The sequence below is a fragment of the Bifidobacterium sp. ESL0764 genome, assembly GCF_029395515.1.
GTDB lineage: Bacteria > Actinomycetota > Actinomycetes > Actinomycetales > Bifidobacteriaceae > Bifidobacterium.
This window is the reverse complement of sequence record NZ_CP113919.1, coordinates 1,752,677-1,774,312: the sequence shown is the minus strand read 5'-3', so window position 1 is coordinate 1,774,312 and position 21,636 is coordinate 1,752,677. Positions and strand designations below refer to the sequence as shown.

At 59.3% G+C, this 21,636-nt stretch carries 24 protein-coding genes, 1 tRNA gene and 2 pseudogenes; 23 read left to right on the top strand and 4 right to left on the bottom strand.

The features are described 5' to 3' along the window. Position 1: 1 nt before the first annotated feature. The 17 genes and pseudogenes from OZX71_RS06805 to OZX71_RS06725 all read left to right on the top strand — a co-directional run bounded on the left by OZX71_RS06805 (position 2) and on the right by OZX71_RS06725 (position 10,551). Positions 2-187, top strand: a complete 186-nt coding sequence (locus OZX71_RS06805) for a type Z 30S ribosomal protein S14 (protein ID WP_091847705.1) — start codon at positions 2-4, stop codon at positions 185-187. An 88-nt stretch (positions 188-275) separates the two neighbouring features. Continuing rightward, the gene (rpsH, locus tag OZX71_RS06800) at positions 276-674 is read left to right on the top strand and encodes a 30S ribosomal protein S8 (protein ID WP_277146291.1); all 399 of its coding nucleotides are present in this window, start codon (positions 276-278) and stop codon (positions 672-674) included. 16 nt (positions 675-690) lie between these two features. After that, complete coding sequence (rplF, locus tag OZX71_RS06795; RefSeq protein WP_277146292.1) at positions 691-1,230, top strand: 50S ribosomal protein L6; 540 nt, start codon at positions 691-693, stop codon at positions 1,228-1,230. A gap of 1 nt (position 1,231) precedes the next feature. Continuing rightward, positions 1,232-1,603 carry a 50S ribosomal protein L18 gene (rplR, locus tag OZX71_RS06790; RefSeq protein ID WP_277146293.1) on the top strand — a complete coding sequence of 124 codons (372 nt, stop codon included), beginning with the start codon at positions 1,232-1,234 and terminating at the stop codon, positions 1,601-1,603. Then, positions 1,600-2,385 (top strand): 30S ribosomal protein S5, encoded by a 786-nt coding sequence (gene rpsE / locus OZX71_RS06785; protein ID WP_277146294.1) that lies wholly within the window; start codon positions 1,600-1,602, stop codon positions 2,383-2,385. The genes rplR and rpsE overlap by 4 nt, the downstream gene beginning before the upstream one ends. Beyond that, positions 2,385-2,564, top strand: coding sequence for a 50S ribosomal protein L30 (gene rpmD, locus OZX71_RS06780; RefSeq protein ID WP_277146295.1), 180 nt, complete (start codon positions 2,385-2,387; stop codon positions 2,562-2,564). The genes rpsE and rpmD overlap by 1 nt, the downstream gene beginning before the upstream one ends. Position 2,565: 1 nt before the next feature. After that, positions 2,566-3,027 carry a 50S ribosomal protein L15 gene (gene rplO, locus OZX71_RS06775; RefSeq protein ID WP_277159787.1) on the top strand — a complete coding sequence of 154 codons (462 nt, stop codon included), beginning with the start codon at positions 2,566-2,568 and terminating at the stop codon, positions 3,025-3,027. 238 nt (positions 3,028-3,265) lie between these two features. Then, a pseudogene (gene secY / locus OZX71_RS06770) lies at positions 3,266-4,597 on the top strand (preprotein translocase subunit SecY); the annotation flags it as partial. Positions 4,598-4,907: 310 nt separating this feature from the next. Further along, positions 4,908-5,468, top strand: a complete 561-nt coding sequence (locus OZX71_RS06765; protein WP_277159786.1) for an adenylate kinase — start codon at positions 4,908-4,910, stop codon at positions 5,466-5,468. A gap of 199 nt (positions 5,469-5,667) precedes the next feature. Continuing rightward, a complete protein-coding gene (infA, locus tag OZX71_RS06760; RefSeq protein ID WP_003808114.1) occupies positions 5,668-5,886 on the top strand; it encodes a translation initiation factor IF-1 in 219 nt (72 codons plus the stop codon). A 20-nt stretch (positions 5,887-5,906) separates the two neighbouring features. Further along, positions 5,907-6,020 carry a 50S ribosomal protein L36 gene (rpmJ, locus tag OZX71_RS06755; RefSeq protein WP_043164480.1) on the top strand — a complete coding sequence of 38 codons (114 nt, stop codon included), beginning with the start codon at positions 5,907-5,909 and terminating at the stop codon, positions 6,018-6,020. A 127-nt stretch (positions 6,021-6,147) separates the two neighbouring features. Next, complete coding sequence (gene rpsM, locus OZX71_RS06750; RefSeq protein WP_277143870.1) at positions 6,148-6,525, top strand: 30S ribosomal protein S13; 378 nt, start codon at positions 6,148-6,150, stop codon at positions 6,523-6,525. A gap of 105 nt (positions 6,526-6,630) precedes the next feature. Further along, entirely contained in the window at positions 6,631-7,029 is a 399-nt protein-coding gene (rpsK, locus tag OZX71_RS06745) for a 30S ribosomal protein S11 (protein WP_277146299.1), read from the top strand. Positions 7,030-7,108: 79 nt separating this feature from the next. Further along, positions 7,109-8,104, top strand: a complete 996-nt coding sequence (locus OZX71_RS06740; protein WP_277146300.1) for a DNA-directed RNA polymerase subunit alpha — start codon at positions 7,109-7,111, stop codon at positions 8,102-8,104. A gap of 91 nt (positions 8,105-8,195) precedes the next feature. Then, positions 8,196-8,849, top strand: coding sequence for a 50S ribosomal protein L17 (rplQ, locus tag OZX71_RS06735; protein WP_277159785.1), 654 nt, complete (start codon positions 8,196-8,198; stop codon positions 8,847-8,849). A 371-nt stretch (positions 8,850-9,220) separates the two neighbouring features. Further along, complete coding sequence (locus OZX71_RS06730; protein WP_277159784.1) at positions 9,221-10,396, top strand: tRNA pseudouridine synthase A; 1,176 nt, start codon at positions 9,221-9,223, stop codon at positions 10,394-10,396. Positions 10,397-10,466: 70 nt separating this feature from the next. Then, positions 10,467-10,551: transfer RNA gene (locus OZX71_RS06725), tRNA-Ser, on the top strand. Between the two features lie 214 nt (positions 10,552-10,765). Here the strand turns inward: OZX71_RS06725 and OZX71_RS06720 are convergent. From OZX71_RS06720 to OZX71_RS06710, 3 genes are all read right to left on the bottom strand, one after another. After that, entirely contained in the window at positions 10,766-11,515 is a 750-nt protein-coding gene (locus tag OZX71_RS06720; RefSeq protein WP_277159783.1) for a hypothetical protein, read from the bottom strand. After that, positions 11,512-12,399, bottom strand: coding sequence for an ABC transporter ATP-binding protein (locus OZX71_RS06715; protein ID WP_277159782.1), 888 nt, complete (start codon positions 12,397-12,399; stop codon positions 11,512-11,514). Before OZX71_RS06715 ends, OZX71_RS06720 begins: the two co-directional genes overlap by 4 nt. Before the next feature lie 185 nt (positions 12,400-12,584). After that, a complete protein-coding gene (locus tag OZX71_RS06710) occupies positions 12,585-13,787 on the bottom strand; it encodes a histidine kinase (RefSeq protein ID WP_277159781.1) in 1,203 nt (400 codons plus the stop codon). A 169-nt stretch (positions 13,788-13,956) separates the two neighbouring features. On the opposite strand from OZX71_RS06710, the gene OZX71_RS06705 reads away from it, so the two are divergent. The 4 genes from OZX71_RS06705 (at position 13,957) to OZX71_RS06690 (ending at position 16,119) form a co-directional block, all read left to right on the top strand. Next, a complete protein-coding gene (locus OZX71_RS06705; RefSeq protein WP_277159780.1) occupies positions 13,957-14,622 on the top strand; it encodes a response regulator transcription factor in 666 nt (221 codons plus the stop codon). A 287-nt stretch (positions 14,623-14,909) separates the two neighbouring features. Then, positions 14,910-15,095, top strand: a complete 186-nt coding sequence (locus OZX71_RS06700; protein ID WP_277146312.1) for a hypothetical protein — start codon at positions 14,910-14,912, stop codon at positions 15,093-15,095. Then, positions 15,088-15,828, top strand: a complete 741-nt coding sequence (locus OZX71_RS06695) for a Fic family protein (protein ID WP_277146313.1) — start codon at positions 15,088-15,090, stop codon at positions 15,826-15,828. Before OZX71_RS06700 ends, OZX71_RS06695 begins: the two co-directional genes overlap by 8 nt. Positions 15,829-15,987: 159 nt before the next feature. Then, complete coding sequence (locus OZX71_RS06690) at positions 15,988-16,119, top strand: ribbon-helix-helix protein, CopG family (RefSeq protein ID WP_277146315.1); 132 nt, start codon at positions 15,988-15,990, stop codon at positions 16,117-16,119. A 414-nt stretch (positions 16,120-16,533) separates the two neighbouring features. Here the strand turns inward: OZX71_RS06690 and OZX71_RS06685 are convergent, their stop codons facing one another. Continuing rightward, a complete protein-coding gene (locus OZX71_RS06685; protein WP_277159779.1) occupies positions 16,534-17,448 on the bottom strand; it encodes a hypothetical protein in 915 nt (304 codons plus the stop codon). An 83-nt stretch (positions 17,449-17,531) separates the two neighbouring features. On the opposite strand from OZX71_RS06685, the gene nusA reads away from it, so the two are divergent. Both nusA and infB read left to right on the top strand, forming a co-directional pair. Then, positions 17,532-18,599 (top strand): transcription termination factor NusA, encoded by a 1,068-nt coding sequence (gene nusA, locus OZX71_RS06680; RefSeq protein ID WP_277159778.1) that lies wholly within the window; start codon positions 17,532-17,534, stop codon positions 18,597-18,599. Positions 18,600-18,782: 183 nt separating this feature from the next. Then, positions 18,783-21,611, top strand: a pseudogene (gene infB / locus OZX71_RS06675) (translation initiation factor IF-2); the annotation flags it as partial. Positions 21,612-21,636 lie beyond the last annotated feature (25 nt).

Below are 21,636 nucleotides of genomic sequence, written 5' to 3'. Positions count from 1 at the left end.
AATGGCAAAAACCGCTCTTAGAAATAAGGCTGCTGCCAAACCAAAGTTCAAGGTACGCGGCTATACGCGCTGCCAGGTTTGCGGCCGTCCCCACTCCGTATATCGCAAGTTCGGCCTGTGCCGCATCTGCCTTCGCGAGAAGGCGCACCGCGGCGAGCTGCCCGGAGTTACGAAGTCCAGTTGGTAAACATCGACGCTGAAGGTCCTCGGCCGGAGCAGGTTGCAAATACCTGCTCCGGCGGAGGAAACCACGGCGAGAAAGGGCGTTAGCCCACATGACAATGACAGATCCAATCGCAGACATGCTTACGCGTCTGCGTAATGCGAGTGCGGCGAAGCATGAGACCGTTTCCATGCCGTACTCCAAGTTCAAGGCGGCGATCGCCGAGATCCTCAAGCGTGAAGGCTATATCAAAGACTTCACCGCCACGGATGCTCGCGTCGGCCAGAATCTTGAGATCACGCTGAAGTACGGCCAGAATGGCGAACGTGCCATCCAGGGTATCAAGCGCATCTCGAAGCCCGGCCTTCGTCGTTATGCAAAGTCGGACGCACTGCCGATGCCACTCGGTGGCATGGGTGTCGCGATCATTTCGACCAGTGCAGGATTGTTGACCCAGAAAGATTGCCTCGACCGGGGCATCGGCGGCGAGATCGTCGCCTTCGTATGGTGAGGAAGGAGAGCTAAACATGGCATCACATATTGGTAAGCTCCCCGTCACCATCCCGGCAGGCGTGGAAGTAAAGATCGACGGACAGAACTTCAGCGTCAAAGGCGCCAAGGGTTCTGATTCCTACACTATTCCCGACGGCATCACCGCCCGCGTCGAAGACAACACCATTTACTTCGACCCGGCTGATGACCAGCTGCAGACCCGTGCAGACCACGGTCTGGCCCGTTCCATCGTCGCTTCGATGGTCGAGGGTGTCCACGTTGGTTTCACCAAGACGCTGGACATCGTCGGCACCGGTTATCGTGCGCAGATGAAGGGCAAGGGCATCGAGTTCTCGCTCGGCTATTCGCACACCATCACCGTCAACCCGCCCGAGGGCATCACCTTCGAGCTGCCGAACGCCAACCAGGTGGTCGTCAAGGGTATTGACAAGCAGGCGGTCGGTCAGGCCGCGGCCAATATCCGTGCGCTTCGCAAGCCGGAACCCTACAAGGGCAAGGGCATCAAGTACTCTGACGAACACATCCTGCGCAAGGCTGGAAAGGCTGGTAAGTGATATGACAGTCAAGATTTTCGGTAAAGGCAAGAAAGTCGCAAGGCTTCGTCGTCACGCTCGTCTGCGCAAGCACCTGCGCGGCACCGCGGAGCGTCCGCGTCTGGTCGTCACCCGTTCGAATCGTCACATGGTCGCTCAGATCGTCGACGACACCAAGGGCATCACTTTGGTCAGCGAGTCCACCATCACCCATGATTTCGATGGGTTCAAGGGCACCAAGACCGAAGCCGCACAGAAGGTCGGCGAGCTGATTGCCAAGAAGGCCAAGGACGCGGGCATCAGCTCCGTCGTCTTCGACCGTGGCGGCAACAAGTATCATGGTCGCGTCGCAGCCGTAGCTGAGGGCGCCCGTCAGGGAGGTCTTGCACTGTGAGCGACAACGAAAAGGAAACCCAAGTGACTGAAGAAAATCAGAACACGCAGGCGTCCAACGATAGCAAGCAAGGTCAGCGTGCCGCCGGTGGCCGTGACGATCGTCGCAATGATGATCGCCGTGGTGGCCGTCGTGGTGGACGTGGCGAGGGTCGTCGTGACGACCGTCGCGGTGGTCGTCGCGGCCGTCACGAGGAAAATCGTGGCGATGAGCTGCTCGATCGCGTCGTGACCATCAACCGTGTTTCCAAGACCCGTAAGGGTGGCCGCTCCATGAGCTTCGCCGCTCTGGTCGTGGTCGGAGACGGCAACGGCACCGTAGGTGTTGGCTATGGCAAGTCCCGTGAGGTTCCTGCCGCCATCGCCAAGGGCCAGCTTGACGCCAAGAAGCACATGTTCAGCGTGCCGCGTGTCCGTGGCACCGTGACCCACCCGGTCATCGGCCATGACGCCGCAGGCACCGTTCTGCTCCGTCCCGCCGCTCCCGGCACCGGTGTAATCGCCGGTGGCGCCGTTCGCGCCGTCATGGAGTGCGCTGGCATCTCCGATATTCTCACCAAGTCCATGGGCAGCGCCACCGCGGTCAACGTGGTTCGCGCCACCGTGGATGCGCTGAAGCAGCTCGAGGAGCCGGAAGAGATCGCGGCACGCCGTGGCTTGACCGTTGAACAAGTCGCTCCCGACACCCTGCTTCGTGCTCGCGCCGAAGGCATCGCAGCGGCCCGCAAGGCCCGTGAGGACGCCAAGGCCGAAGCCGCACAATCCAAGGACGGTGAAGAGTAATGGCAGATCTGAAGATCACACTTACCAAAGGTCTGGTCAACCGCAAGCCCGCCCAGCGCGACACCGTTCGCACGCTCGGCCTGCACAAGATCGGTCAGACGGTTGTCCGTGAGGACACTCCTGCAACCCGCGGTCTGATCAATGCGGTTCGCCACTTGGTCACGGTTGAGGAGGCCTGATATGGCAGAACAAGAAGAAAACACGATTTTGCAGATGCACGATCTGCGTCCTGCGCCGGGTGCTAAGAAGAACCGCATCCGCGTGGGTCGTGGTGAGGGTTCCAAGGGTAAGACCTCGGGACGTGGCGCCAAGGGCACTTTGAAGCGTTATCAGGTTCGTCCTGGCTTCGAAGGTGGCCAGCTGCCTCTGTATATGCGCCTGCCGAAGCTGCGCGGCTTCAAGACCCCCTTCAAGAAGGAGTTCCAGGTTGTCAACGTCTCCGCTCTCTCCGAGTTGTTCCCGAAGGGTGGAGAGGTCAGTGTCGAGGACTTGGTCAAGGCCGGTGCCGTTCGCGCCGGATACCCTGTCAAGGTCCTGGGCGACGGCGAGACCAAGGTCGCGTTCACGCTCAAGGGTGTGAAGGCTTCCAAGTCCGCTCGTGCCAAGATCGAAGCTGCAGGCGGCTCTATTTCCGAAGAGTAATTCGGATGTCTTTGCGCTTTTCGGCTTAGGCTCGAAACGCGTTGTATCTGGTCCTCCTTGCAATCAGCGAGGAGGACCACTTTATTGGTTTACGACACGGCATGAAATCCAAGATTGATGGAGAATGATGGATTTTGTCGTGTAATCAGTGGCGTTTGGTAGATGCTTGACGCTAGGATTATCATTTAGTGTGTTTGCATCGGTACATCAGTTGTGCCGAATAGGGAAGGAAATCCAGGTGAGGACGTTAATCCAGGCCCTGAAGACGAAGGAACTTCGCCACAAGATCCTCTTCGTGCTCGGCATCATTATCATCTACCGTATCGGTTCGTTTATCCCGACTCCGGGTGTGGACTACAAGGTAGTGCAGCAGTGCGTCGGCACAATGAAGACCACGCAGGAGAACTTCGTCGGGTTGGTCAACCTCTTCTCCGGCGGCGCCATGCTCCAGCTCTCCATCTTTGCATTGGGCGTGATGCCGTACATCACGGCATCCATCGTCATCCAGCTGCTGCGTGTGGTCATTCCTCGTTTCGAGGCGCTGCACAAGGAAGGCCAGTCCGGCGAGACCAAGCTGACGCAGTATACGCGTTATCTCACCATCGGCCTGGCGATTCTGCAGTCCACCACCATTCTGGTCACCGCACGTTCCGGTGCGCTGTTCAACTACCAGTGCGGCCAGGTCGTTCCTGACGGATCGGTGTGGAACCTCGTGGTCATGGTCCTCATCATGACCGGCGGCACCGGTCTGATCATGTGGATGGCCGAGTTGATCACCGACAAGGGCATCGGCCAAGGCATGTCCGTCCTGATCTTCATGTCCATCTGCTCCGGCTTCCTGCCGCAGCTCTGGCAGATCGGCTGGGGCACCAACGGCAAGAACGGCAATTGGATCTACTTCGGCATCGTTGTCGCGGTCTTGGTCGTCATTCTCATCTTCGTCGATTTCGTCGAGCTGGCCCAGCGCCGTATCCCGGTGCAGTACACGCGTCGTATGATCGGCCGCAAGATGTACGGTGGCTCTTCCACCTATCTTCCGCTGAAGATCAATATGTCCGGTGTTATCCCGCCGATTTTCGCTTCCTCGATTCTGGCGATCCCGACGCTTATCGCGCAGTTCGGCAAGTCCGACCAGAAGTGGGTCAAGTGGATCAACACCAACCTGGCCAACACGACCTCGATCTGGTACATCGCGCTCTACGCCGTGATGATCGTGTTCTTCTGCTTCTTCTATACGTCGATCACCTTCAATCCCGACGAGACGGCAGACAACATGAAGCAGTACGGCGGCTTCATTCCCGGCATTCGTGCCGGCAGCGCCACCAGCCGTTACCTGAGCTATGTGATGAACAGGCTCAACACGGTCGGTGCCGTCTACCTGCTCTTCGTCGCGTTGATTCCTACGATGCTCATCATGATGCTGAAGCTCAACAACCGGCTTCCGTTCGGTGGCACGACCATCCTGATTATCGCGGGCGTCGGCCTCGACACCTTGCGTCAGGCGAAGGCCCAGACCGAGCAGTTCCAGTACACCGGCTTCCTGCTTGAAGACACCGATCACGTCGAGGGCGAGGATGTCAGTACGTCCAAGAAGTCCGAGGCAACGACCGCGGTCCTGGAAGGCACCGAAAGCGAGGCTACCGAGGAAGACGGTACCGAGACGGTAAATACCGAGAATACCGCTGCGGCTGACGATTCCGAGGTCAAGGACGCCGACAGCGCTTCTTCCGAAGACGATCAGGACACTGACGATAAGTCCGAGTGACCTCACTTGGCCTGAGCGTTGATAATGTTTGAACAATAATGAAATGATGCTTGTCTGTAGATATACGGGCAGGCATCATTTTGATAACGACAACAAAAAGAAAGTGGATGTTGATATGCGTCTATTGATCATGGGCCCGCAAGGAGTGGGCAAGGGAACGCAAGCCAAGCTGATCGCCGATCACTATGGCATTCCGCACATCTCCACCGGCGACATCTTCCGCTACAACATGAAGAACAACACCCCGCTCGGCCAAGAAGCCAAGAGCTATACCGACAAGGGCAAGCTTGTCCCCGACGAACTGACCAACAAAATCGTCAAGGATCGTCTCGCCATGGACGATGCCAAGAACGGTTGGATACTCGACGGCTACCCCCGCAACGCGGCCCAGGTCGAGGCGCTCGACACGATGCTCGAAGAGCTCGGTACCCCGCTTGATAAGGTCGTGGCGCTCGATGCCGACCGTGACATCTTGATGGCTCGCATCGCCAAGCGTGCCGCTGAAGAGGGCCGTGCCGACGACAACGCCGAGGCCATCGCCCAGAGGCTCAAGACCTATGACGAAGAGACCGCTCCGCTGCTCGACACCTACAAGTCGCGCGGCTGCCTTGTCTCCATCGACGGGCAAGGGGAAATCGACGACATTTCCAAGAACATTTTCGCAGCTCTGGATTGATGGAAGCCTTCGGTATATGACATGCTCGTTATTGGATAGTCAATTGACCTCGTAACGTACAAATCGTTCATTACCACAAGAAGGGATTGAATGCAACACGCCGTGTCGCATTTGGTCCCTTCTTTTGATATAGTAAGAAGTTGGTGTGTTTTCGGATGCGCCATACATGTAATATCAGCCAAAGAACGGAATGAGGCTCATGGCTAAAGACGGTGTGATTGAAGTTGAAGGTCAGGTAGTGGAAGCACTGCCGAACGCGATGTTTCGCGTCGAACTTGAAAACAAGCACATCGTGCTGGCCACCATTTCGGGCAAGATGCGCAAGAATTATATCCGCATCCTTCCGCAGGACCGTGTGGTCCTCGAAATGAGTCCTTACGACCTGAACCGCGGCCGTATTACGTACCGTTATAAGTAAAGGTACAGAAAAGGAAAACCATGAAGGTCAGCCCTAGTGTGAAGAGGATCTGCGAGAATTGCCGCGTGATCCGTCGTCACGGTCGCGTCATGGTGATCTGCTCCAACCCACGCCACAAGCAGCGTCAAGGCTGAGCGGAAAACCTCCGACCAGATAAAAGGTACTGAGTCGCAGCCCAAAAGCTGAACCCCGGGTACGTAGGCCCGAGCCGGGAAACCGGGTGACTTGGTACAAACCTACGGAAACATAGAAGGAATCGCAATGGCACGTCTTGCCGGAGTCGACATCCCCAATGAGAAGCGCATCGAGATCGCCCTCACCTATATCTTTGGTGTCGGTCGTACTCGCGCGAAGGAAACGCTTGCCGCCACCGGAGTCAATCCGGATACCCGCGTCAAGGATCTGAGCGACGAGCAGCTTATTACGCTGCGTGACTATCTTGAGGCCAACTACAAGATTGAAGGCGATCTGCGTCGTGAAGTCGATGCGGATATTCGTCGCAAGATTCAGATCAACTGCTATCAGGGCCAGCGCCATCGTCACGGTCTGCCCGTGCGCGGTCAGCGCACCAAGACCAACGCCCGTACCCGCAAGGGCCCGAAGCGTACCGTCGCTGGAAAGAAGAAGGCCGTCAAGTAAGGCCTCAAGCAGTTATGAAGAGGGACGGGGCGTCGCAAGTTTGTTGTGTGCGTTCCAGGCTCTTCGTGACGTAGGAATCATTCGTAAGTAAGGAAACGAGGATCAATGGCAGCTGCAAAGCAAGCCGCGCGCAAGCCCCGTCGCCGTGACCGCAAGTCGGTACCGGTCGGCCAAGCGCACATCAAGTCCACTTTCAATAACACCATCATCTCCATCACGGATCCTTCGGGCGCTGTCGTGGCCTGGGCTTCCGGTGGCGATGTCGGTTTCAAGGGCTCGCGTAAGTCCACTCCCTACGCCGCAGGCATGGCCGCTGAATCGGCCGCCCGCAAGGCGCAGGAGCACGGCGTCAAGAAGGTTGACGTCTACGTCAAGGGTCCGGGCAGCGGTCGCGAAACCGCCATCCGCTCCCTGCAGTCCGCAGGTCTTGAGGTCGGTTCGATCACCGATGTCACCCCGCAGGCTCATAACGGTGTGCGCCCTCCGAAGCGCCGCCGCGTCTGAAGCACTTCATTTAACCATCCGTCCAACCCGCTTATGACCAGTGAGTGCACCACCAGTCAGAAGCTGAAAGGATAACACAGTGCTTATTGCACAGCGTCCGCAACTTACTGAGGAATCACTGAATCCGCAGCGTTCTCGTTTTACCATCGAGCCGCTCGAGCCGGGATTCGGCTATACGCTCGGTAATTCGTTGCGTCGTACTCTGTTGAGCTCCATTCCCGGGGCTGCAGTCACTTCCGTGCGTATCTCCGGTGCCCTGCACGAGTTCACCACTCTGCCAGGCGTCGAAGAGGATGTCACCGAAATCCTGCTGAACATCAAGGGAATCGTGCTTACCAGTGAATATGACGAACCGGTTGTCATGTATCTGCGTAAAAGCGGCAAGGGCGAGGCCACCGCGGGGGATATCACCCCTCCGGCCGGCGTCACCATCGCCAACCCGGATATGCATATCGCCACCCTCGCCGAAGATGGGGAACTCGAGATCGAGTTCACCGTCGAGCGCGGCCGTGGCTATGTCCCCGCGCAGATGAACAAGCAGGACAACGATGAGATCGGTCGTATCCCGGTCGATTCCATCTACTCCCCGGTGCTCAAGGTGAGCTACAAGGTCGAGGCCACCCGTGTCGAACAGCGCACGGACTTCGACAAGCTCATCCTCGATGTGGAGACCAAGCCGGCGATTTCGCCGCGCGATGCCGTCGCCTCCGCTGGTTCCACCCTGGTTGAGCTCTTCGGCCTGTGCCGTGAACTCAACACGCAGGCGGAAGGCGTCGAGGTCGGTCCTGCTCCGGTTGAAGAAGAAGTCAACCCGGAGATGTCGATTCCGATCGAGGAACTCAATCTCACCCAGCGCAGCTATAACTGCCTGAAGCGTGAAGGTATCCACACCGTCGGTGAATTGGTGTCCCACACCGAGCAGGATCTGCTCGACATCCGTAATTTCGGTATGAAGTCAATCGATGAGGTCAAGGAGAAGCTCGAAAGCATGGGTCTCTCGCTGAAGGCCTCTCCGCTGGGCTTCGATACCAACAACCTTGAAGGTGGCACCTTCTTCTCGCCCGAAGACGAGTAAGAGCCAACTTCATTTTAAGCTTCGGTGCCGTTCGGATGTTCGGGCGTATGCCCACCTGAACGGCGTAAAACCGGGGCGTTAAGGAGTAATAATGCCTACACCTAGAAAAGGGCCGCACCTGGCTTCAAGCCCGGCTCATGAGCGTTTGATGCTCGCGAACATGGCCACCAGCCTGTTCGAGCACGGCCGCATCGTCACCACATTGCCGAAGGCCAAACGCCTCCGTCCGGTGGCCGAGCGCCTGATCACCTTCGCCAAGAAGGGCGACCTCGCTCATCGCCGTCGCGTGATGCGTGTCATCCGCAACAAGTCCATCGTGCACAAGCTCTTCACGGAGATCGCCGAGCAGATGAAGCAGCGTGAGGGTGGCTATACCCGCATCGTCAAGATCGCCGCGGCCAAGGGCAACAACGCGCCGCGCGCCATCATCGAGCTCGTCACCGAGCCCGTGAGCGCCAAGCAGTCCGTGGTCAAGGAAGCGGAAGCCTCCGCTGCGGCAGCCGTCGACAAGGCTCAGGTTGAAGAGACCGAAGCCAAGGCTCAGAAGAGCGCCGCCAAGGCCGCCGAGACCAAGACGGACAAGGCTGTCGACGAGACCGAGGCCAAGGAGACTGAGGTCAACGCCGATGTCGCCGCCGACAAGGCCGAGGTCAAGAAGACCGAAGCCAAGGACGCCGATGCGAAGGCCAAGAAGGCTCCTGCGAAGAAGTCCGCTGCCAAGAAGGCTGACAAGGAAGAGAAGTGAGTCGTTAGGATTCACTGAGTTCTTTTCATAAGAAGGTCGGAGATGCAAGTCTCCGGCCTTCTTTTCGTCTAGTACGATGGTGCGCTCCCTATCATGACGGTTTGCTCTCCAACTTGTCTAATGCTGTCATTTGTTCTTCATGTTCAGGCGCAATGCAGAGATAATCACAGTTTTCTCCTGTTTTCTGTGATTTATTCTGCATATTTGCGGATTTGCAGAGATAATCACGTTTTCGCTGGTCTTTCTGTGATTTATTCTGCATGTTCGTGAACGATACAAAGTTAGTCACACTTTTCTTCTATTCAGCGTTTTTTGCTGTTGGTTCTGATGTACCGGGTTCGCAAGACGGTGCGGCACGTATACTGGCAACGATGAGACTACGAATTGACTTGGCATACGACGGCGGCGGCTTCCACGGTTGGGCGAAGCAGCCCGGCCTGCGTACCGTGCAGGGGGAGCTTGAGGAGGCACTCGGTAAGATTCTGCATGTGTCAGGCCGCTCCGGGCGAACGGTTCAACCAAGTGATGCCGCTTCTGGCGGAGCAAAACACGATTGCCGGCTTGAGGCGCGGCCTGGAGCCGATGAATCACTGCAATTGGTGGTTGCCGGCCGAACCGATACGGGAGTGCATGCTGCGCAGCAAGTCTGCCATCTTGACGTGTCGGAAGAGACCCTGCAGCGTTGCGTCGGACATATGGATGTTCCCGCTACGGTGGCCCTTGAACGGCGCCTAAGGCACGCGTTGCCGGCCGATATCGCTCTGCACCATGTGTCGGTGGCACCGGATGGCTTCGATGCCCGTTTCTCGGCTTTACAACGTACGTATGTCTATCGGATTTCGGATGGGTTGAGATCGGCCGATCCGAGGTTGCGCGGTTTCGTCTGGAATATCGAAGATACGCTTGACATTCAGGCGATGAACCGGGCCGCGGCCATGACTATCGGCCTGCATGATTTCGGCTCCTTTGCCACCCCCAATCCCGGCGGCACCACCATCCGCGAGGTCAAGCAGGCGGTGTGGCGGCGTGTGCCCGTAACAGGGATGTATGGTGATGCCCTAGATTCTTATCATGATTCGGCTGAACTGGATACTGCGGCAATTGGCGACGCCGCCCTCGGATCCACGTCAAAACCCGAGGATTCGGCGGCCGCGGACGCGACAGGAGCAATGGATGGCCAAGAATCGGATCATCACTCAACCGTCCGATTGGCTGAATTGACGTCCCCGGTGGCGTTTCAGGCAACGGCTGAAGCCAATCAGAACTACATCGTGCCGTCGCTTGAGTCCGGGCTGGTGTGTTTCACCATCGTGGCCGACGCCTTCGCGCACAATATGGTGCGTTCGCTGGTCAACGCCTGCGTACAGGTCGGCCGGCACCGCAAGTCGCTCGAATGGTTCGCGCACAAGATGGCCAAACCCGAACGCGAAGGCTCGACTGGCCCCATCGCTGCCTGCGGTCTGACGTTGGAGCACGTTGCCTACCCGCCGGACTCCGAACTTGCTGGCCGGGCGCGATCCATCCGCGCCCGCCGCACGCTCGATTAAGTGCGCCACGCCCGCTTGCGCCGGTTGGCACGTTGCCTTATACTAGAAAAGTTGCGTTTTCGCAGCACATGGATAAGTGTCCGAGCGGTCTAAGGAGCACGCCTCGAAAGCGTGTGAGGAGAAATCCTCCGCGAGTTCGAATCTCGCCTTATCCGCATTACAAAATGGGTTCCGGGCGTATGCTCGGAGCCCATTTGTTTTGCCGAAAAGCCAGTGACGGCAACGATCTCGGCGTTGAGATGACAAGATTGACGATGGTGTCTACCTCATCATCGGCCTGCTCATGGAAGCTTTCGGCTATGGCATCGCCTACCGGCGTGGGCGGGGAGGTCATAGCCTGTTGATTCCGTCGTGCCGGTCTGTGTGGTTCTAGTATTCGAGTGTCTTGTAGGCGTGGTTGCCCCATGCCAGCAGGATTGCGCTGTAGATGATGAACAGGGCTGTCGCCGCGCCCATCGCGGGCGTGAATCCGAGGGTGTCGACCAGCGCGCTGTAGGCGTTGGGCAGAAAATAGCGCAGGGTGTCGAGCATCGGGGCGATCTGCGAGGTCAGGATGTAGAGGATGGAGGCGAGCATCGTGATGCCCGTGCCGAATCGTTGGGAGACCAGGGCGGCCACCAGCAAGCACAGCAGCATGGCGAACATGGTGCCGATGATGTCGAACGCGGCGCTCTGTGCGGTGGCGGCGTCGATGGGCAGGAACGTGTCCGAGGCGTAGGGCTGGCTGGCCATGTAGAGGTAATAGACGGCCGTGCTGACAATGAACAGCAGGATGGCGTATATGGCGACCACCCCGGCCAGCGCGGCCGTCTTCGCCATGAAGACCTTGCGCCTGCTGATGTCCTTGTAGAGGAACAGGGTGCCTTCCCGGGCCTCGGTGTAGAAGGTCGTGGCGACCAGGTAGATCAGCACGATCATGGGCAGGATGGTCTGGTAGTTGACGTTGAGCACGGCCCCGAAGAAGGAGAGGCAGTCGGTCGAGCCTTTGTCGCCGCTGAACTGCATGAATTTTGTGCTGAACTGCGCGGCGATGGGCAGCAGCATGGGGAAGAGGCTGAAGCAGAGGAATATGATGGCTTCCTTGGTGCGCAGCAGGTTCCTGAAGATGAGGCGTGTCATTGTTGTTCCTTTCCGAAAAGCGTGTCGAGTCCGTTGTGTTGTACCGTGATGCCGGCGACGCCGCAGGTGAGGGTCAGTTCCGAGAGCACGTCGTTGAGCGTGCCTTTGGAGGTGTTGATGCTCAGTGACGTGCCGTCCGCGGAGATGGCGGCGACCTGCGGGTGCATGCCTTTGAAGTCCTGCGGGTCGTCCAGCGGCCGGGTGAGCCTGATGACGGTGAGCTCGTTGCCGGTCCCGGCGAGCTGGCGGGCGAGTCTGCCGTTGTCGAGGAACAGGTAGCGCGTGCAGATGGCCTCGAGTTCCGCCAGCTGGTGGCTCGAGATGAGGATTGTGGTGTCGCGGTCGGCCGCCCAGCGTTTCAGCACGCCGATGAGTTCGTGCACCCCGTCGGGGTCCAGGCCGATGAACGGCTCGTCCAGGATCATGAATTCGGGCTCGTCGACCATGCACATCGCCAGCGCGAGCCGTTGCTTCATGCCGAACGAGAACCCGCTTGGCTTCCGCTCTCGCTTCCTCCACAGGTCGACCAGTTCGAGGGTGGGGCGGATGTTCGGCTCGTATCTGGATTTGCCGTGCAACTTCAGGTAGAAGGACAGGTTGTCCTCGACGCTCAGGTACGGCAGGAATATCGCGCCGATCATGATGCCGAACGGTTCCAGTACATTGTCGCTGCCGAATATATCGGCCCCGTTGTAGGACACGCTGCCGGACGAGGGCCTCTGCGCCTTCGTGATCATCTTCATCAGCGTGGTCTTGCCCGCGCCGTTCTTGCCGACAAGCCCCACGATCTCGCCTTTGCCGACCTCGAAACTGACGTCGTGCAGCGAATCGAAGTCGTTGCCCCGGTAACGTTTCGTCAGATGGCTGACCCGCAAACCCGTCATCGTCTTTCCTTTCCCGTTGCCCGCCTTGTCGCGGGGACTGGAATGACGATACGTCGGCTGGCCGTTGCCGAGGCTGGAAACCGGAAAGGACTGCACGTTTGTGCAGTCGCGGGCGGAAAGAGTGCACGAACATGCAACGGAGGGTGAGGGCGGTTGCGGACGGGCGGTCGGAAGGTGGGCCGGTGTCAGTCTGTCTGGCTTTCTTTCAGGGGTATCTCGATATGGATGAACCAGCCGTCGTCGTCCGCCCGCGAGCGTACCACGCCGCCGGCGTCCTCGATCTCGCGCCGGTGGGCTTTGAGGCCCAGGCCGTGCCGTACATGGCCGAGCGGAATGTCGCCGGTCTGCGGACGCGATATGGTGTTCGTCTCGGTCAGCGTGACCCTTTCGGCGTCGACCGCGGCGGACAGGGCGAAGGTGTCCTGTCCGGGAATGGTGTGCCTGATGATGTTGGCGTACAGCTCCCGGATGCAGTCCGTGACGATCGCCGCCTCGTCCTCGCCGACGGGAATCTCAGAATCGTAACGGCCGACCGCCGACCGGCCGCGGTAGCCGAGCCCGTCCATCGACCGCTGCTCCTTGCCGACCAGTTCGCGCACTGCCTGATTCAAGTCGACGGGACGGGAAGTATCGTCATTGCTCTCCGCTTGTGGTTCCGTCACGTCGGATTGGTCTAGTTTCAGGACGTCCACGACCTCGTGCATGTTGTTGAGAGCGGATTGCGAGGCCTTGTAGATGGCATCCAGAGCCTTCTTTGGCTCTTCCGGGATCGTGTCGTCGTCCTTCCACTGCCACGACTGGACCGCGATGGCCGAGATCTCCTGCGTTATCGAATCATGGATCCGCTTGGCGAGCCGCTGGTTGCTTTTGATCTCGTCGAGTTCCCGTTGCGCGCGTCGCGCCTCGAACAGCCGCTCCCTCGCGGCTATCGCGTCCCGCCTGTTGGCCAGGATGATGCCGACCACGGCGACGGCGAGATAGAACATGCCCGCCGCCAGGCCGCTGGTTACCGCACCCTGATAATGCTCATGGACGTTGAAGAGCATGTTGGCGGCCGAAAGCAGGCACACCCCTCCAATCGCGTAGAGCGGCATGGCCTGGTAGGCCAATAGGCCGATCACGGGAAACATGACGAAAGCGGATTGCGCCACCGGCAGCCCCAACGCTTCGACAACGCCATAGAACAGGATGTGGGCGATGCACGCCGGCACCGGGAAAACCGCGATGGCCATGCTGAGCAGGAACTGGACCAGAAGCGAGGCCCACGACCACAGGCCATGCGGATGCCAGAACGGCGCCTCGGCGCACACGACGAGGCAGCACGCCGCGGCCCAGATGCAGAGGCCTCGTTTCCCGGGAGCCTTCACGTATCCGAGTATCTTTGACATGCAATCCCTCCGAAACCCGCCTTGACATGCGGCGACGCCACCGCCGGCACTCCTCGGATTCTACCTCACCGCCGCAACCCGTCCACGGTGCGACGCCAGCCTTATACGGGGGAGCGTCGTTCCGGAATGTAGAATTGGCATGGGATAGGCAGGCGAGGATTGGAGGGGCATGAGACAGGCATTGAAGACGGGGATACTGGACAACGACAGGCTCTCGCTGGACCGGATCACGTCGGTGCTGCCGAAACTGCTGCCGGGTCTTGTCGTCGCGTGGAGTACGACCAGCGCTGACGAGGCCGTCCGTCGCTGTCTGGACGAGCAATGGCGGCCCGATCTTTTCATCACCGACGTCGAGCTCGACGGGACCACCGGCATGGAGGTCTGCCGCCGTATCCGCCGCGGACGGTGCGCGGTGCCCATCCTGGCGATGAGCTCGTTCAGCCCCAGAAAATACGCCCGACAGCTTTCACAGGCCGGCGCGCAAGGATTCATGGTCAAAGGCAACATGCAGCAAATGGTCGCGGCTCTCAACAACGTCGCCGCCGGAGATACGTTCTCGCCGGAAACCGACATATCGTTCCCCAGCCCGGAAGACGCCTGCCAGGCCGCAGAGGCCACCCCGGAGCAAAACGACATCTTCGACTCCCTGAGCGACCTCGAGCAACAGATTCTCCAACAGACCTCGGAAGGATTCACCAACGAGGAAATCGCCGAATCCCTCAACACCGCCCCGGCCACGATACGCTCGCACACCCGCACGATCCGCAAGAAACTGGGCGCCAAGACTTTGAGCCATGCCGTGGCCCTCTGGCTGACCCACAACATCACTGGCTGAGAAGAAGAGCAAAAATCCGTTGGGCCGGCATCCGATTTGATTCGGATGCCGGCCCGCGGCGTTAGTAGAGGGACGATTCAGGGACGCCCCGTCGGTTTCGACGCCATCCGGTGAAAAGCTTCTTGCCCGCCTTTTATGGTCCGGATGGGTAACGCTGCCGTACCCGACATGCTCCAAGTATACCTATCTGTGGAGATTGTTCTTGAGGTCAAGATTTTCGTTTATATGGCGCGAATGCGTTATGCTGAATATAAGTCAATTCCTATTGCCCATGAAGGAGGCCGGCTATGACTGGTGTTGAGAAGCGCGCGCAGGATGTGTACCAGGCTGTGCACTCCACGGAGATGGAGGGGCAGCATGTGGATGGGCGGTTCATGGCGGATGCGAAGGAATATATTTTCGGTGGCATAGATTTCGATGAATGGGGCAGGCGCGTTAGGAACCGAGTTCGTTTAGAGATGTCTCATGCCTGATGACGGTGGGTTTGTCGATCCGTATCTTATAAGTGGCACGGATGTACTCGTCAATCTGGTCGGAGCGAAAACACAGAAGGATCTGCTGCGTGCGGAGAGCATGCTCGTCACTTATTCCAGTGCCGGGTTGCGGCGAGAGCGGCTGCGGGCTGATGGGACCATCGGCCAGTTGTGTTTTATTCATCGTTCATTGTTTTCCGAGGTGTATCCATGGGCGGGCGAGTTTCGTAGAGTGGATATCTCCAAGGGCGGTTCGACATTCCTGCCGGTCGCGTTCCTTGAGACCGGAGCGCAATATGTAGAGTCCGTGTTGCGTGAGGATGGCATGTTCAGGGGCATGGACCGTAGGACGTTCGTCGAACGGCTGAGCGTCAGCTACGACAACCTCAACAACCTGCATCCCTTCCGGGAGGGTAATGGTCGTGCGCAGCGGTTCTTCTGGGAGCTGGTCGCCCATGATGCCGGTTGGCATTTCGATTGGGGATTGGTGACCAAGGAATTCAATGACCAGGCGTCGATCGCGGCCATGCGTGACGATGACCTGTCGTTGCTTGAACGGATGTTCGACACCATCGTCAAACCGTTGGATGAGCCGCTCGTCGCTGGCCCTGATCCCAAGGCGCTGGGCAGAGGGGAGTATGTTCCCTCGAACACCAGCGGCATCAGACTCGATCCTTCCCAATACGCGGCATTGTATAGGCGATATATCGGCTCAGGCAAGAAAACTCATTAGGTTTAGCGAGGAGCGGATTATGTGCGACGAGGAACTGTACAGGCTTTTTGGGACGACCGAGGGCGATGTGAATCGTACGGTCGACAAGGTGGAAGCCGGCGATTATTCCGATTTTGATTTTTCGCAGGTTATGCAGAGGCGTCCCATGGAGAAGGAACGATGGAGACGGTTTCCGCACCGGTGGCGGAGTCCCGTGTGAAGGCGATGAATCGTGTGGCCAAGGGGCAGGGCATCTCCCGTAGCGAGTTCATCCGTCGTGCCATCGATCGTGAGCTTATGGCTCTGTCATGAGCAGCGCGGCAAACGCGACCGATGAATATTCTGTTTTCAAGTTGGCGGTGTGTCGTATAGGCCCGTATGTAACCGTAAGGAAACATTTCTAACGGGGCGAGATGCGGGGCGCGGGCGCTTCGGGTGGACATGCAAAGGCCAATGATTCCAACGATTCCGGCCATGCTTTTGACGGAATCTCGCCTTATCCGCGTCAAGCCTCCGGAGCCTCGGTTTCGGGGGCGTTTTCGTAGCAGCTCACAGCCCAAGTGCCGGGCGGCTCAAAGGTGCTGGGCTTGAAGCCGTATCAGGCGGCCGTATTGTGAGACATTCGTCACGGTGGGGAATGCCTATACCGTCGTCTACGGTTTACTTGCAACGTCGTCTACCGTTTGCCCGCGCGCCGTGCCGCACCGAGCAGGAATCCTCATACAATCACTCGTACAAAGCGGCATCAAAGGCCGGATATCCCAGCGATAGTGCCAAATAAATACGCGAGGAAATGAGCTCGGAAAGCACGGCCAACGATTTGCTGCTGCTTTCGGTCCTCGGATTGTTGGGGTTGGAACCGGTGCCCGCAGCGGAATCGTCGGATTCGGACGCTTCCGGCAACGCCTGCGAAAGCGCGGTCAGCGATTCCCTGGCACAATTCATCTCGGCAACCGCGACAGTTGAGGCCCGTAGTCCGGTGCTCGGGTCGGTTATGGTATCAGGATGAGCGACGAGGTTGGCCACGTCGTAGACTTTCTCGCGCGGGTCGTTGGGAGCGTTGGCAGCACCGGCGTCCCGCGTTTCCAAAGAGATAAGGCGCGAGGCGATGGCTTTGTGGTCGTCGCTTAATTGCAGGGTGGCATTGTCAATGCCTTTGGCGGCGAGAAGCTCGATTTCAAAGCCCGCTCTGTCTTCCGCCAAAGCCAACGAGCCGAGGGTGTCGTTGCCGATATTCAGCGCGACGATATTGTCGAGACTGGCAAGTGCGGCGTCGGGTTGGGCCGCAGGTGCGTCGACGAGTGAAGAGAGATTGCGCTGCAACCATTGCATTTGTGCGCTTTTCATGGTGTATACGCTGAATTGCGAGGGGCAGAGCGTGGCCGCTTCACGCCAGGATTTCGCCGCGTTGCCGGCGGAGAGATAGCGGTCGATGAACGGGTTGCCTGCGATGGCATGGGCGTTGTCGATAACGGCATTGGTATAGGCGACTTTGCAGGGCCCTGCGGACTCCACGGGTGATTCGATTCTCGGTGCGTTGCAGGCCGAAAGAGGAATGACGAAAGCGGCCACGGCAACCCCCGGAAGGACACGCCGACTGAGGAAATTGCGCAAAGAGGAAAAAACGCGACGTGTCTGCATAAAACACTAGAATACTGAATGATTATGACTTCATAGAGCTTGCAGAGCTCGGCAGATAATTTCATATAGGAGGTCTTGCGACCATGGAACTGGACCTGACAGGTATTCATCAGCTCGCGGCAGGGCAGGGAATCGATTCTGAAACACTTGACAACGCACTTTCTGAAGCGTTGCTATTGGCTTACAGCAAAACACCACATGCGGCGAAACACGCCCGCGTCGAACTTGACGATCGCGCCGGCACCTTCACCATCTGGGCGAGGGACGAAAAGCCTGTGGAACCCACCGAGGAGGACCCGCATCCGCGCCCTGAACTCGGTGAGGAATACGACGATACGCCGCACGATTTCGGTCGTCTGGCCGCTTCGACGGCCCGCCAGGTGATTCGTCAGCTCTTCCGTGATGCGGAGGACGAGCGTGTGCTCGGCGCCTTCGCCGGCCAGAAGGGCAAGCTCATCACCGGCGTCATCCAGCAGGATACGAAGGATCCGGCCAATGTGCATGTCGCCGTGGGTGATGTCGAGGCGATTCTTCCCAAGCGCGAGCAGGTGCCGGGCGAGCATTATCGCCACGGCGACCGTCTGCGCGTCTATGTCGTCACCGTCGGCCGTGGCCTGAAGGGTCCCGAAATCGTCGTGTCGCGTTCGCATCCTGAGCTGGTACGCAAGCTTTTCGAGCGCGAGGTGCCTGAGCTGGTCAGCGGCGCGGTCTCGATCATGGCCATCGCCCGTGAGGCCGGCGCCCGTACGAAGATCGCCGTTCGTGCCAACACCGAAGGCGTCAATCCCAAGGGTGCCCTAATCGGGCCCGGCGGCGCTCGCGTGCGTGCGGTGATGGAAAATCTCGGACCTGAAAAGATCGATATCGTCGACTGGTCGAAGGATCCGGCCAAGTTCGTCGGTTCGGCGCTCTCGCCGGCCGTCGCCACCGGTGTCGACATCGTCAGCGAGAAGAACAAGACGGCCATCGCCTACATCCACGACGACCAGCTTTCGCTCGCCATCGGCAAGGAAGGCCAGAACGCCCGTCTAGCCGCCAAACTCACCGGTTGGAAGATCGGTATCGAGTCCAGCGAGGCCCATACTACAGCTCTGGCTCAGGCCGCGGCAAAGGCGGCCGAAGAGGGCAAAACGGCAGGAAACGAACAATAGTCTGCAATCCAGCATCACGAGTATGCTGGAAATCAGCAATCCGAGTGCGGGCACGCAGTGTGTCCGCATGTCGGCGGAGACGAGGTAACACAATCATGGTCGCACGATGAGTCTGGGTAAGCTCGCCGTAACAATACATTGACCGTGCATGTACGCGCGGTCACAATAGTAGGAGAAAACTGAGTGGCAAAACAGCGCGTATATGAACTCGCTAAAGAGTTTGGCGTAGATAGTAAAGCCGTCCTTCAGAAGCTGAAGGACATGGGGGAGTTCGTCAAATCCGCATCCTCCACAGTGGAGGCGCCGGTCGTTCGCAAATTGCGGGCCGCGTTCCCTCAAAATGACAACTCCGGAGCCGGCAGCGCTTCGGCAAAGTCCAAGCCTTCCGCCCACGGCGCCAAGCCGGGCAGCAATCACCAGCGTCAAAACCCGGCCAGTGCAAAGCCGGGGGAGCAGGCTCATTCGCATTTCCCCGCCAAGCCCGGCGCCGGTTCCCATCATGAGTCTTCGCGTGGTGGCCAGCCTCATGGAACGCGCCATGAGGGAGGAAACCATGAATATGAGGGCAATCGTGGGCATAATGAACACGGTGGTCGCGATCATGGGCGTCGTCAGGGTGGTATGCCCGGGCCGCGCAACAACCAGCGTTTCCATGGCAACAATGGCGGCATGAGGCCGGGTGCGAATGGTTCGCACAACGGCGGTTCCCCGCGTCCCGGCAATGGTGGGGCGCAACCCACCCCGCACTCGGCGCATGCAGGGAGCGGGCCTCGTCCGGGCAACAACCCGTTCAGCCGCAAGCAGGGCATGCATGTGCCTATGCCCAGCGGCATCCCGCGCCCGCATCCGATGGCTCGTCCGACGGTCAACAACAGCCGTGGAGGACGTAACGGTGGTCGTGGCGGGTTCCGCAACGGACGCTCGTCCCAGGGTGCACGTCCAGGGCAGTGGGGACACAACCGTCCTGGTCAAGGCCAGGGCGAATCCCAAGGTCGTGGCGGCAGCCGCTTCGGTGGCGGCAACGGCAACGGCGGCGGCTATCAGGGCGGTGGCCCGTCGCGTGGCGGCGGTCGCGGTCGCGGCGGTGCAGCAGGTGCGTTCGGTCGTCAGGGCGGAAAGTCCTCGAGGGCTCGTAAGAACAGGCTCGCGAAACGTCGTGATTACGAGGAGATCAAAGCTCCTACCATCGGCGGTGTCCGCATCCCCGCCGGCAATGGTCAGACCGTAAAGCTCCGTCAAGGAGCCACGCTCGCCGACCTCGCCGAAAAGATCAACGTCAATCCTGCCGCTTTGGTGACGGTCATGTTCCACTTGGGCGAGATGGTTACGGCCACCCAGTCCCTCGATGAAGCCACGTTCCAGATTCTGGGCGAGGAGATCGGCTGGAATGTCAAGATCGTTTCCGCCGAAGAGGAGGACAAGGAGATCCTGCAGCAGTTCGACATCAACCTTGATGCCGAAGAACTGCAGGACGACGAGGACCTGAAGCCGCGTCCGCCGGTGGTCACCGTCATGGGCCACGTCGACCACGGCAAGACCCGCCTGCTCGACACCATCCGCAAGACCAACGTCTCCGCGCGAGAGGCCGGTGGCATCACCCAGCGTATCGGCGCTTACCAGGTAACCGTCGATCTGGAAGACACGCCACGCAAGATCACCTTCCTCGATACCCCTGGTCACGAGGCGTTCACCGCCATGCGTGCCCGCGGTGCCGAGCTCACCGACATCGCAGTGCTCGTTGTCGCGGCCGATGACGGCGTGATGCCGCAGACGGTCGAGGCCATCAACCACGCGCAGGCGGCCAAGGTGCCGATCGTGGTCGCGGTCAACAAGATCGATGTCGAAGGCGCGAACCCCGAAAAGGTGCGTGGCCAGTTGACCGAATTCGGCCTGGTCCCCGAAGAATACGGCGGCGACACCATGTTCGTCGACATCTCCGCGAAGCTCGGTACGAACGTCGACAAGCTGCTTGAAGCGATTCTTCTTACCGCCGATGCGGAACTCGACCTCAAGGCCAACCCCGATATGGACGCTCGTGGCGCGACCGTCGAGGCAAGGCTCGACAAGGGACGCGGCGCCGTTGCGACCGTGCTGGTGCAGCAGGGTACGCTCCATGTGGGCGACGCCATCGTGGCCGGCACTTCATACGGCCGCGTGCGTGCCATGCTCAACGAGGATGGCAAGACCATGAAGGCCGCAGCGCCTTCCACACCTGTGCAGGTGCTGGGTCTGACCAGCGTGCCAAGCGCCGGCGACCTCTTCCTGGTCGCCCCCGACGACCGCACCGCCCGCCAGATCGCCGAGAAGCGTCAGGCCTCCGAACGTGCGGCCCAGCTGGCCAAGCGCCGCAAGGTCGTCTCGCTCGAGAGCCTCAAGGAGCAGTTCGCCAAGTCCGAGGTCGATATGCTCAACATCGTCATCAAGGGCGATTCCTCCGGTTCCGTCGAGGCGCTGGAAGACTCCCTGATGAAGATCGAGGTGTCCGACGAGGTCGGCATCCAGGTCATCCACCGCGGCGTCGGCGCCATCACGCAGAACGACGTCAACCTGGCCACGGTCGACAAGGCCGTCATCATCGGCTTCAACGTCCGTCCGAACCGTCAGGTCGCCGATCTCGCCGACCGCGAGGGCGTGGAGATCAAGTACTACTCCGTCATCTACAAGGCCATCGAGGACATCGAGGCCGCCTTGAAGGGCATGCTCAAGCCGGAGTACGAAGAGGTCACCACCTCTCATTCCGAGATCCGCCAGATCTTCCGTTCCTCCAAGTTCGGTAACATCGCCGGCGTTATGGTCCAGGACGGCGAGGTCAAGCGTGGCACCAAGGCGCGTATCCTGCGCAATGGCGTCACCACGGTCAACGATCTGGAGATTACCTCGCTGCGTCGTTTCAAGGACGACGTGCAGTCCGTCAAGGAAGGCTACGAGGCCGGTATCAACCTCGGCACCTTCAACGACATCCAGGAAGGCGACATCATCGAGACCTTCGAGATGAAGGAGATCGAGCGCAAGGATGGTCAGCCTTCTAAGAAGGAAG

What these genes read in the sequence shown, in the direction of transcription:
- OZX71_RS06705 (WP_277159780.1), top strand. Translation starts at nt 13,957, where the DNA reads ATGAGACAGGCATTGAAGACGGGGATACTGGACAACGACAGGCTCTCG.
- OZX71_RS06690 (WP_277146315.1), top strand. Translation starts at nt 15,988, where the DNA reads ATGGAGACGGTTTCCGCACCGGTGGCGGAGTCCCGTGTGAAGGCGATG.
- rplO (WP_277159787.1), top strand. Translation starts at nt 2,566, where the DNA reads ATGGCAGAACAAGAAGAAAACACGATTTTGCAGATGCACGATCTGCGT.
- OZX71_RS06685 (WP_277159779.1), bottom strand. Translation starts at nt 17,448, where the DNA reads ATGCAGACACGTCGCGTTTTTTCCTCTTTGCGCAATTTCCTCAGTCGG.
- rpmD (WP_277146295.1), top strand. Translation starts at nt 2,385, where the DNA reads ATGGCAGATCTGAAGATCACACTTACCAAAGGTCTGGTCAACCGCAAG.
- OZX71_RS06765 (WP_277159786.1), top strand. Translation starts at nt 4,908, where the DNA reads ATGCGTCTATTGATCATGGGCCCGCAAGGAGTGGGCAAGGGAACGCAA.
- OZX71_RS06695 (WP_277146313.1), top strand. Translation starts at nt 15,088, where the DNA reads ATGCCTGATGACGGTGGGTTTGTCGATCCGTATCTTATAAGTGGCACG.
- OZX71_RS06730 (WP_277159784.1), top strand. Translation starts at nt 9,221, where the DNA reads ATGAGACTACGAATTGACTTGGCATACGACGGCGGCGGCTTCCACGGT.
- rpmJ (WP_043164480.1), top strand. Translation starts at nt 5,907, where the DNA reads ATGAAGGTCAGCCCTAGTGTGAAGAGGATCTGCGAGAATTGCCGCGTG.
- nusA (WP_277159778.1), top strand. Translation starts at nt 17,532, where the DNA reads ATGGAACTGGACCTGACAGGTATTCATCAGCTCGCGGCAGGGCAGGGA.
- rpsM (WP_277143870.1), top strand. Translation starts at nt 6,148, where the DNA reads ATGGCACGTCTTGCCGGAGTCGACATCCCCAATGAGAAGCGCATCGAG.
- infA (WP_003808114.1), top strand. Translation starts at nt 5,668, where the DNA reads ATGGCTAAAGACGGTGTGATTGAAGTTGAAGGTCAGGTAGTGGAAGCA.
- rpsK (WP_277146299.1), top strand. Translation starts at nt 6,631, where the DNA reads ATGGCAGCTGCAAAGCAAGCCGCGCGCAAGCCCCGTCGCCGTGACCGC.
- OZX71_RS06710 (WP_277159781.1), bottom strand. Translation starts at nt 13,787, where the DNA reads ATGTCAAAGATACTCGGATACGTGAAGGCTCCCGGGAAACGAGGCCTC.
- rpsH (WP_277146291.1), top strand. Translation starts at nt 276, where the DNA reads ATGACAATGACAGATCCAATCGCAGACATGCTTACGCGTCTGCGTAAT.
- rplF (WP_277146292.1), top strand. Translation starts at nt 691, where the DNA reads ATGGCATCACATATTGGTAAGCTCCCCGTCACCATCCCGGCAGGCGTG.
- rplQ (WP_277159785.1), top strand. Translation starts at nt 8,196, where the DNA reads ATGCCTACACCTAGAAAAGGGCCGCACCTGGCTTCAAGCCCGGCTCAT.
- rplR (WP_277146293.1), top strand. Translation starts at nt 1,232, where the DNA reads ATGACAGTCAAGATTTTCGGTAAAGGCAAGAAAGTCGCAAGGCTTCGT.
- OZX71_RS06700 (WP_277146312.1), top strand. Translation starts at nt 14,910, where the DNA reads ATGACTGGTGTTGAGAAGCGCGCGCAGGATGTGTACCAGGCTGTGCAC.
- OZX71_RS06720 (WP_277159783.1), bottom strand. Translation starts at nt 11,515, where the DNA reads ATGACACGCCTCATCTTCAGGAACCTGCTGCGCACCAAGGAAGCCATC.
- OZX71_RS06715 (WP_277159782.1), bottom strand. Translation starts at nt 12,399, where the DNA reads ATGACGGGTTTGCGGGTCAGCCATCTGACGAAACGTTACCGGGGCAAC.
- OZX71_RS06805 (WP_091847705.1), top strand. Translation starts at nt 2, where the DNA reads ATGGCAAAAACCGCTCTTAGAAATAAGGCTGCTGCCAAACCAAAGTTC.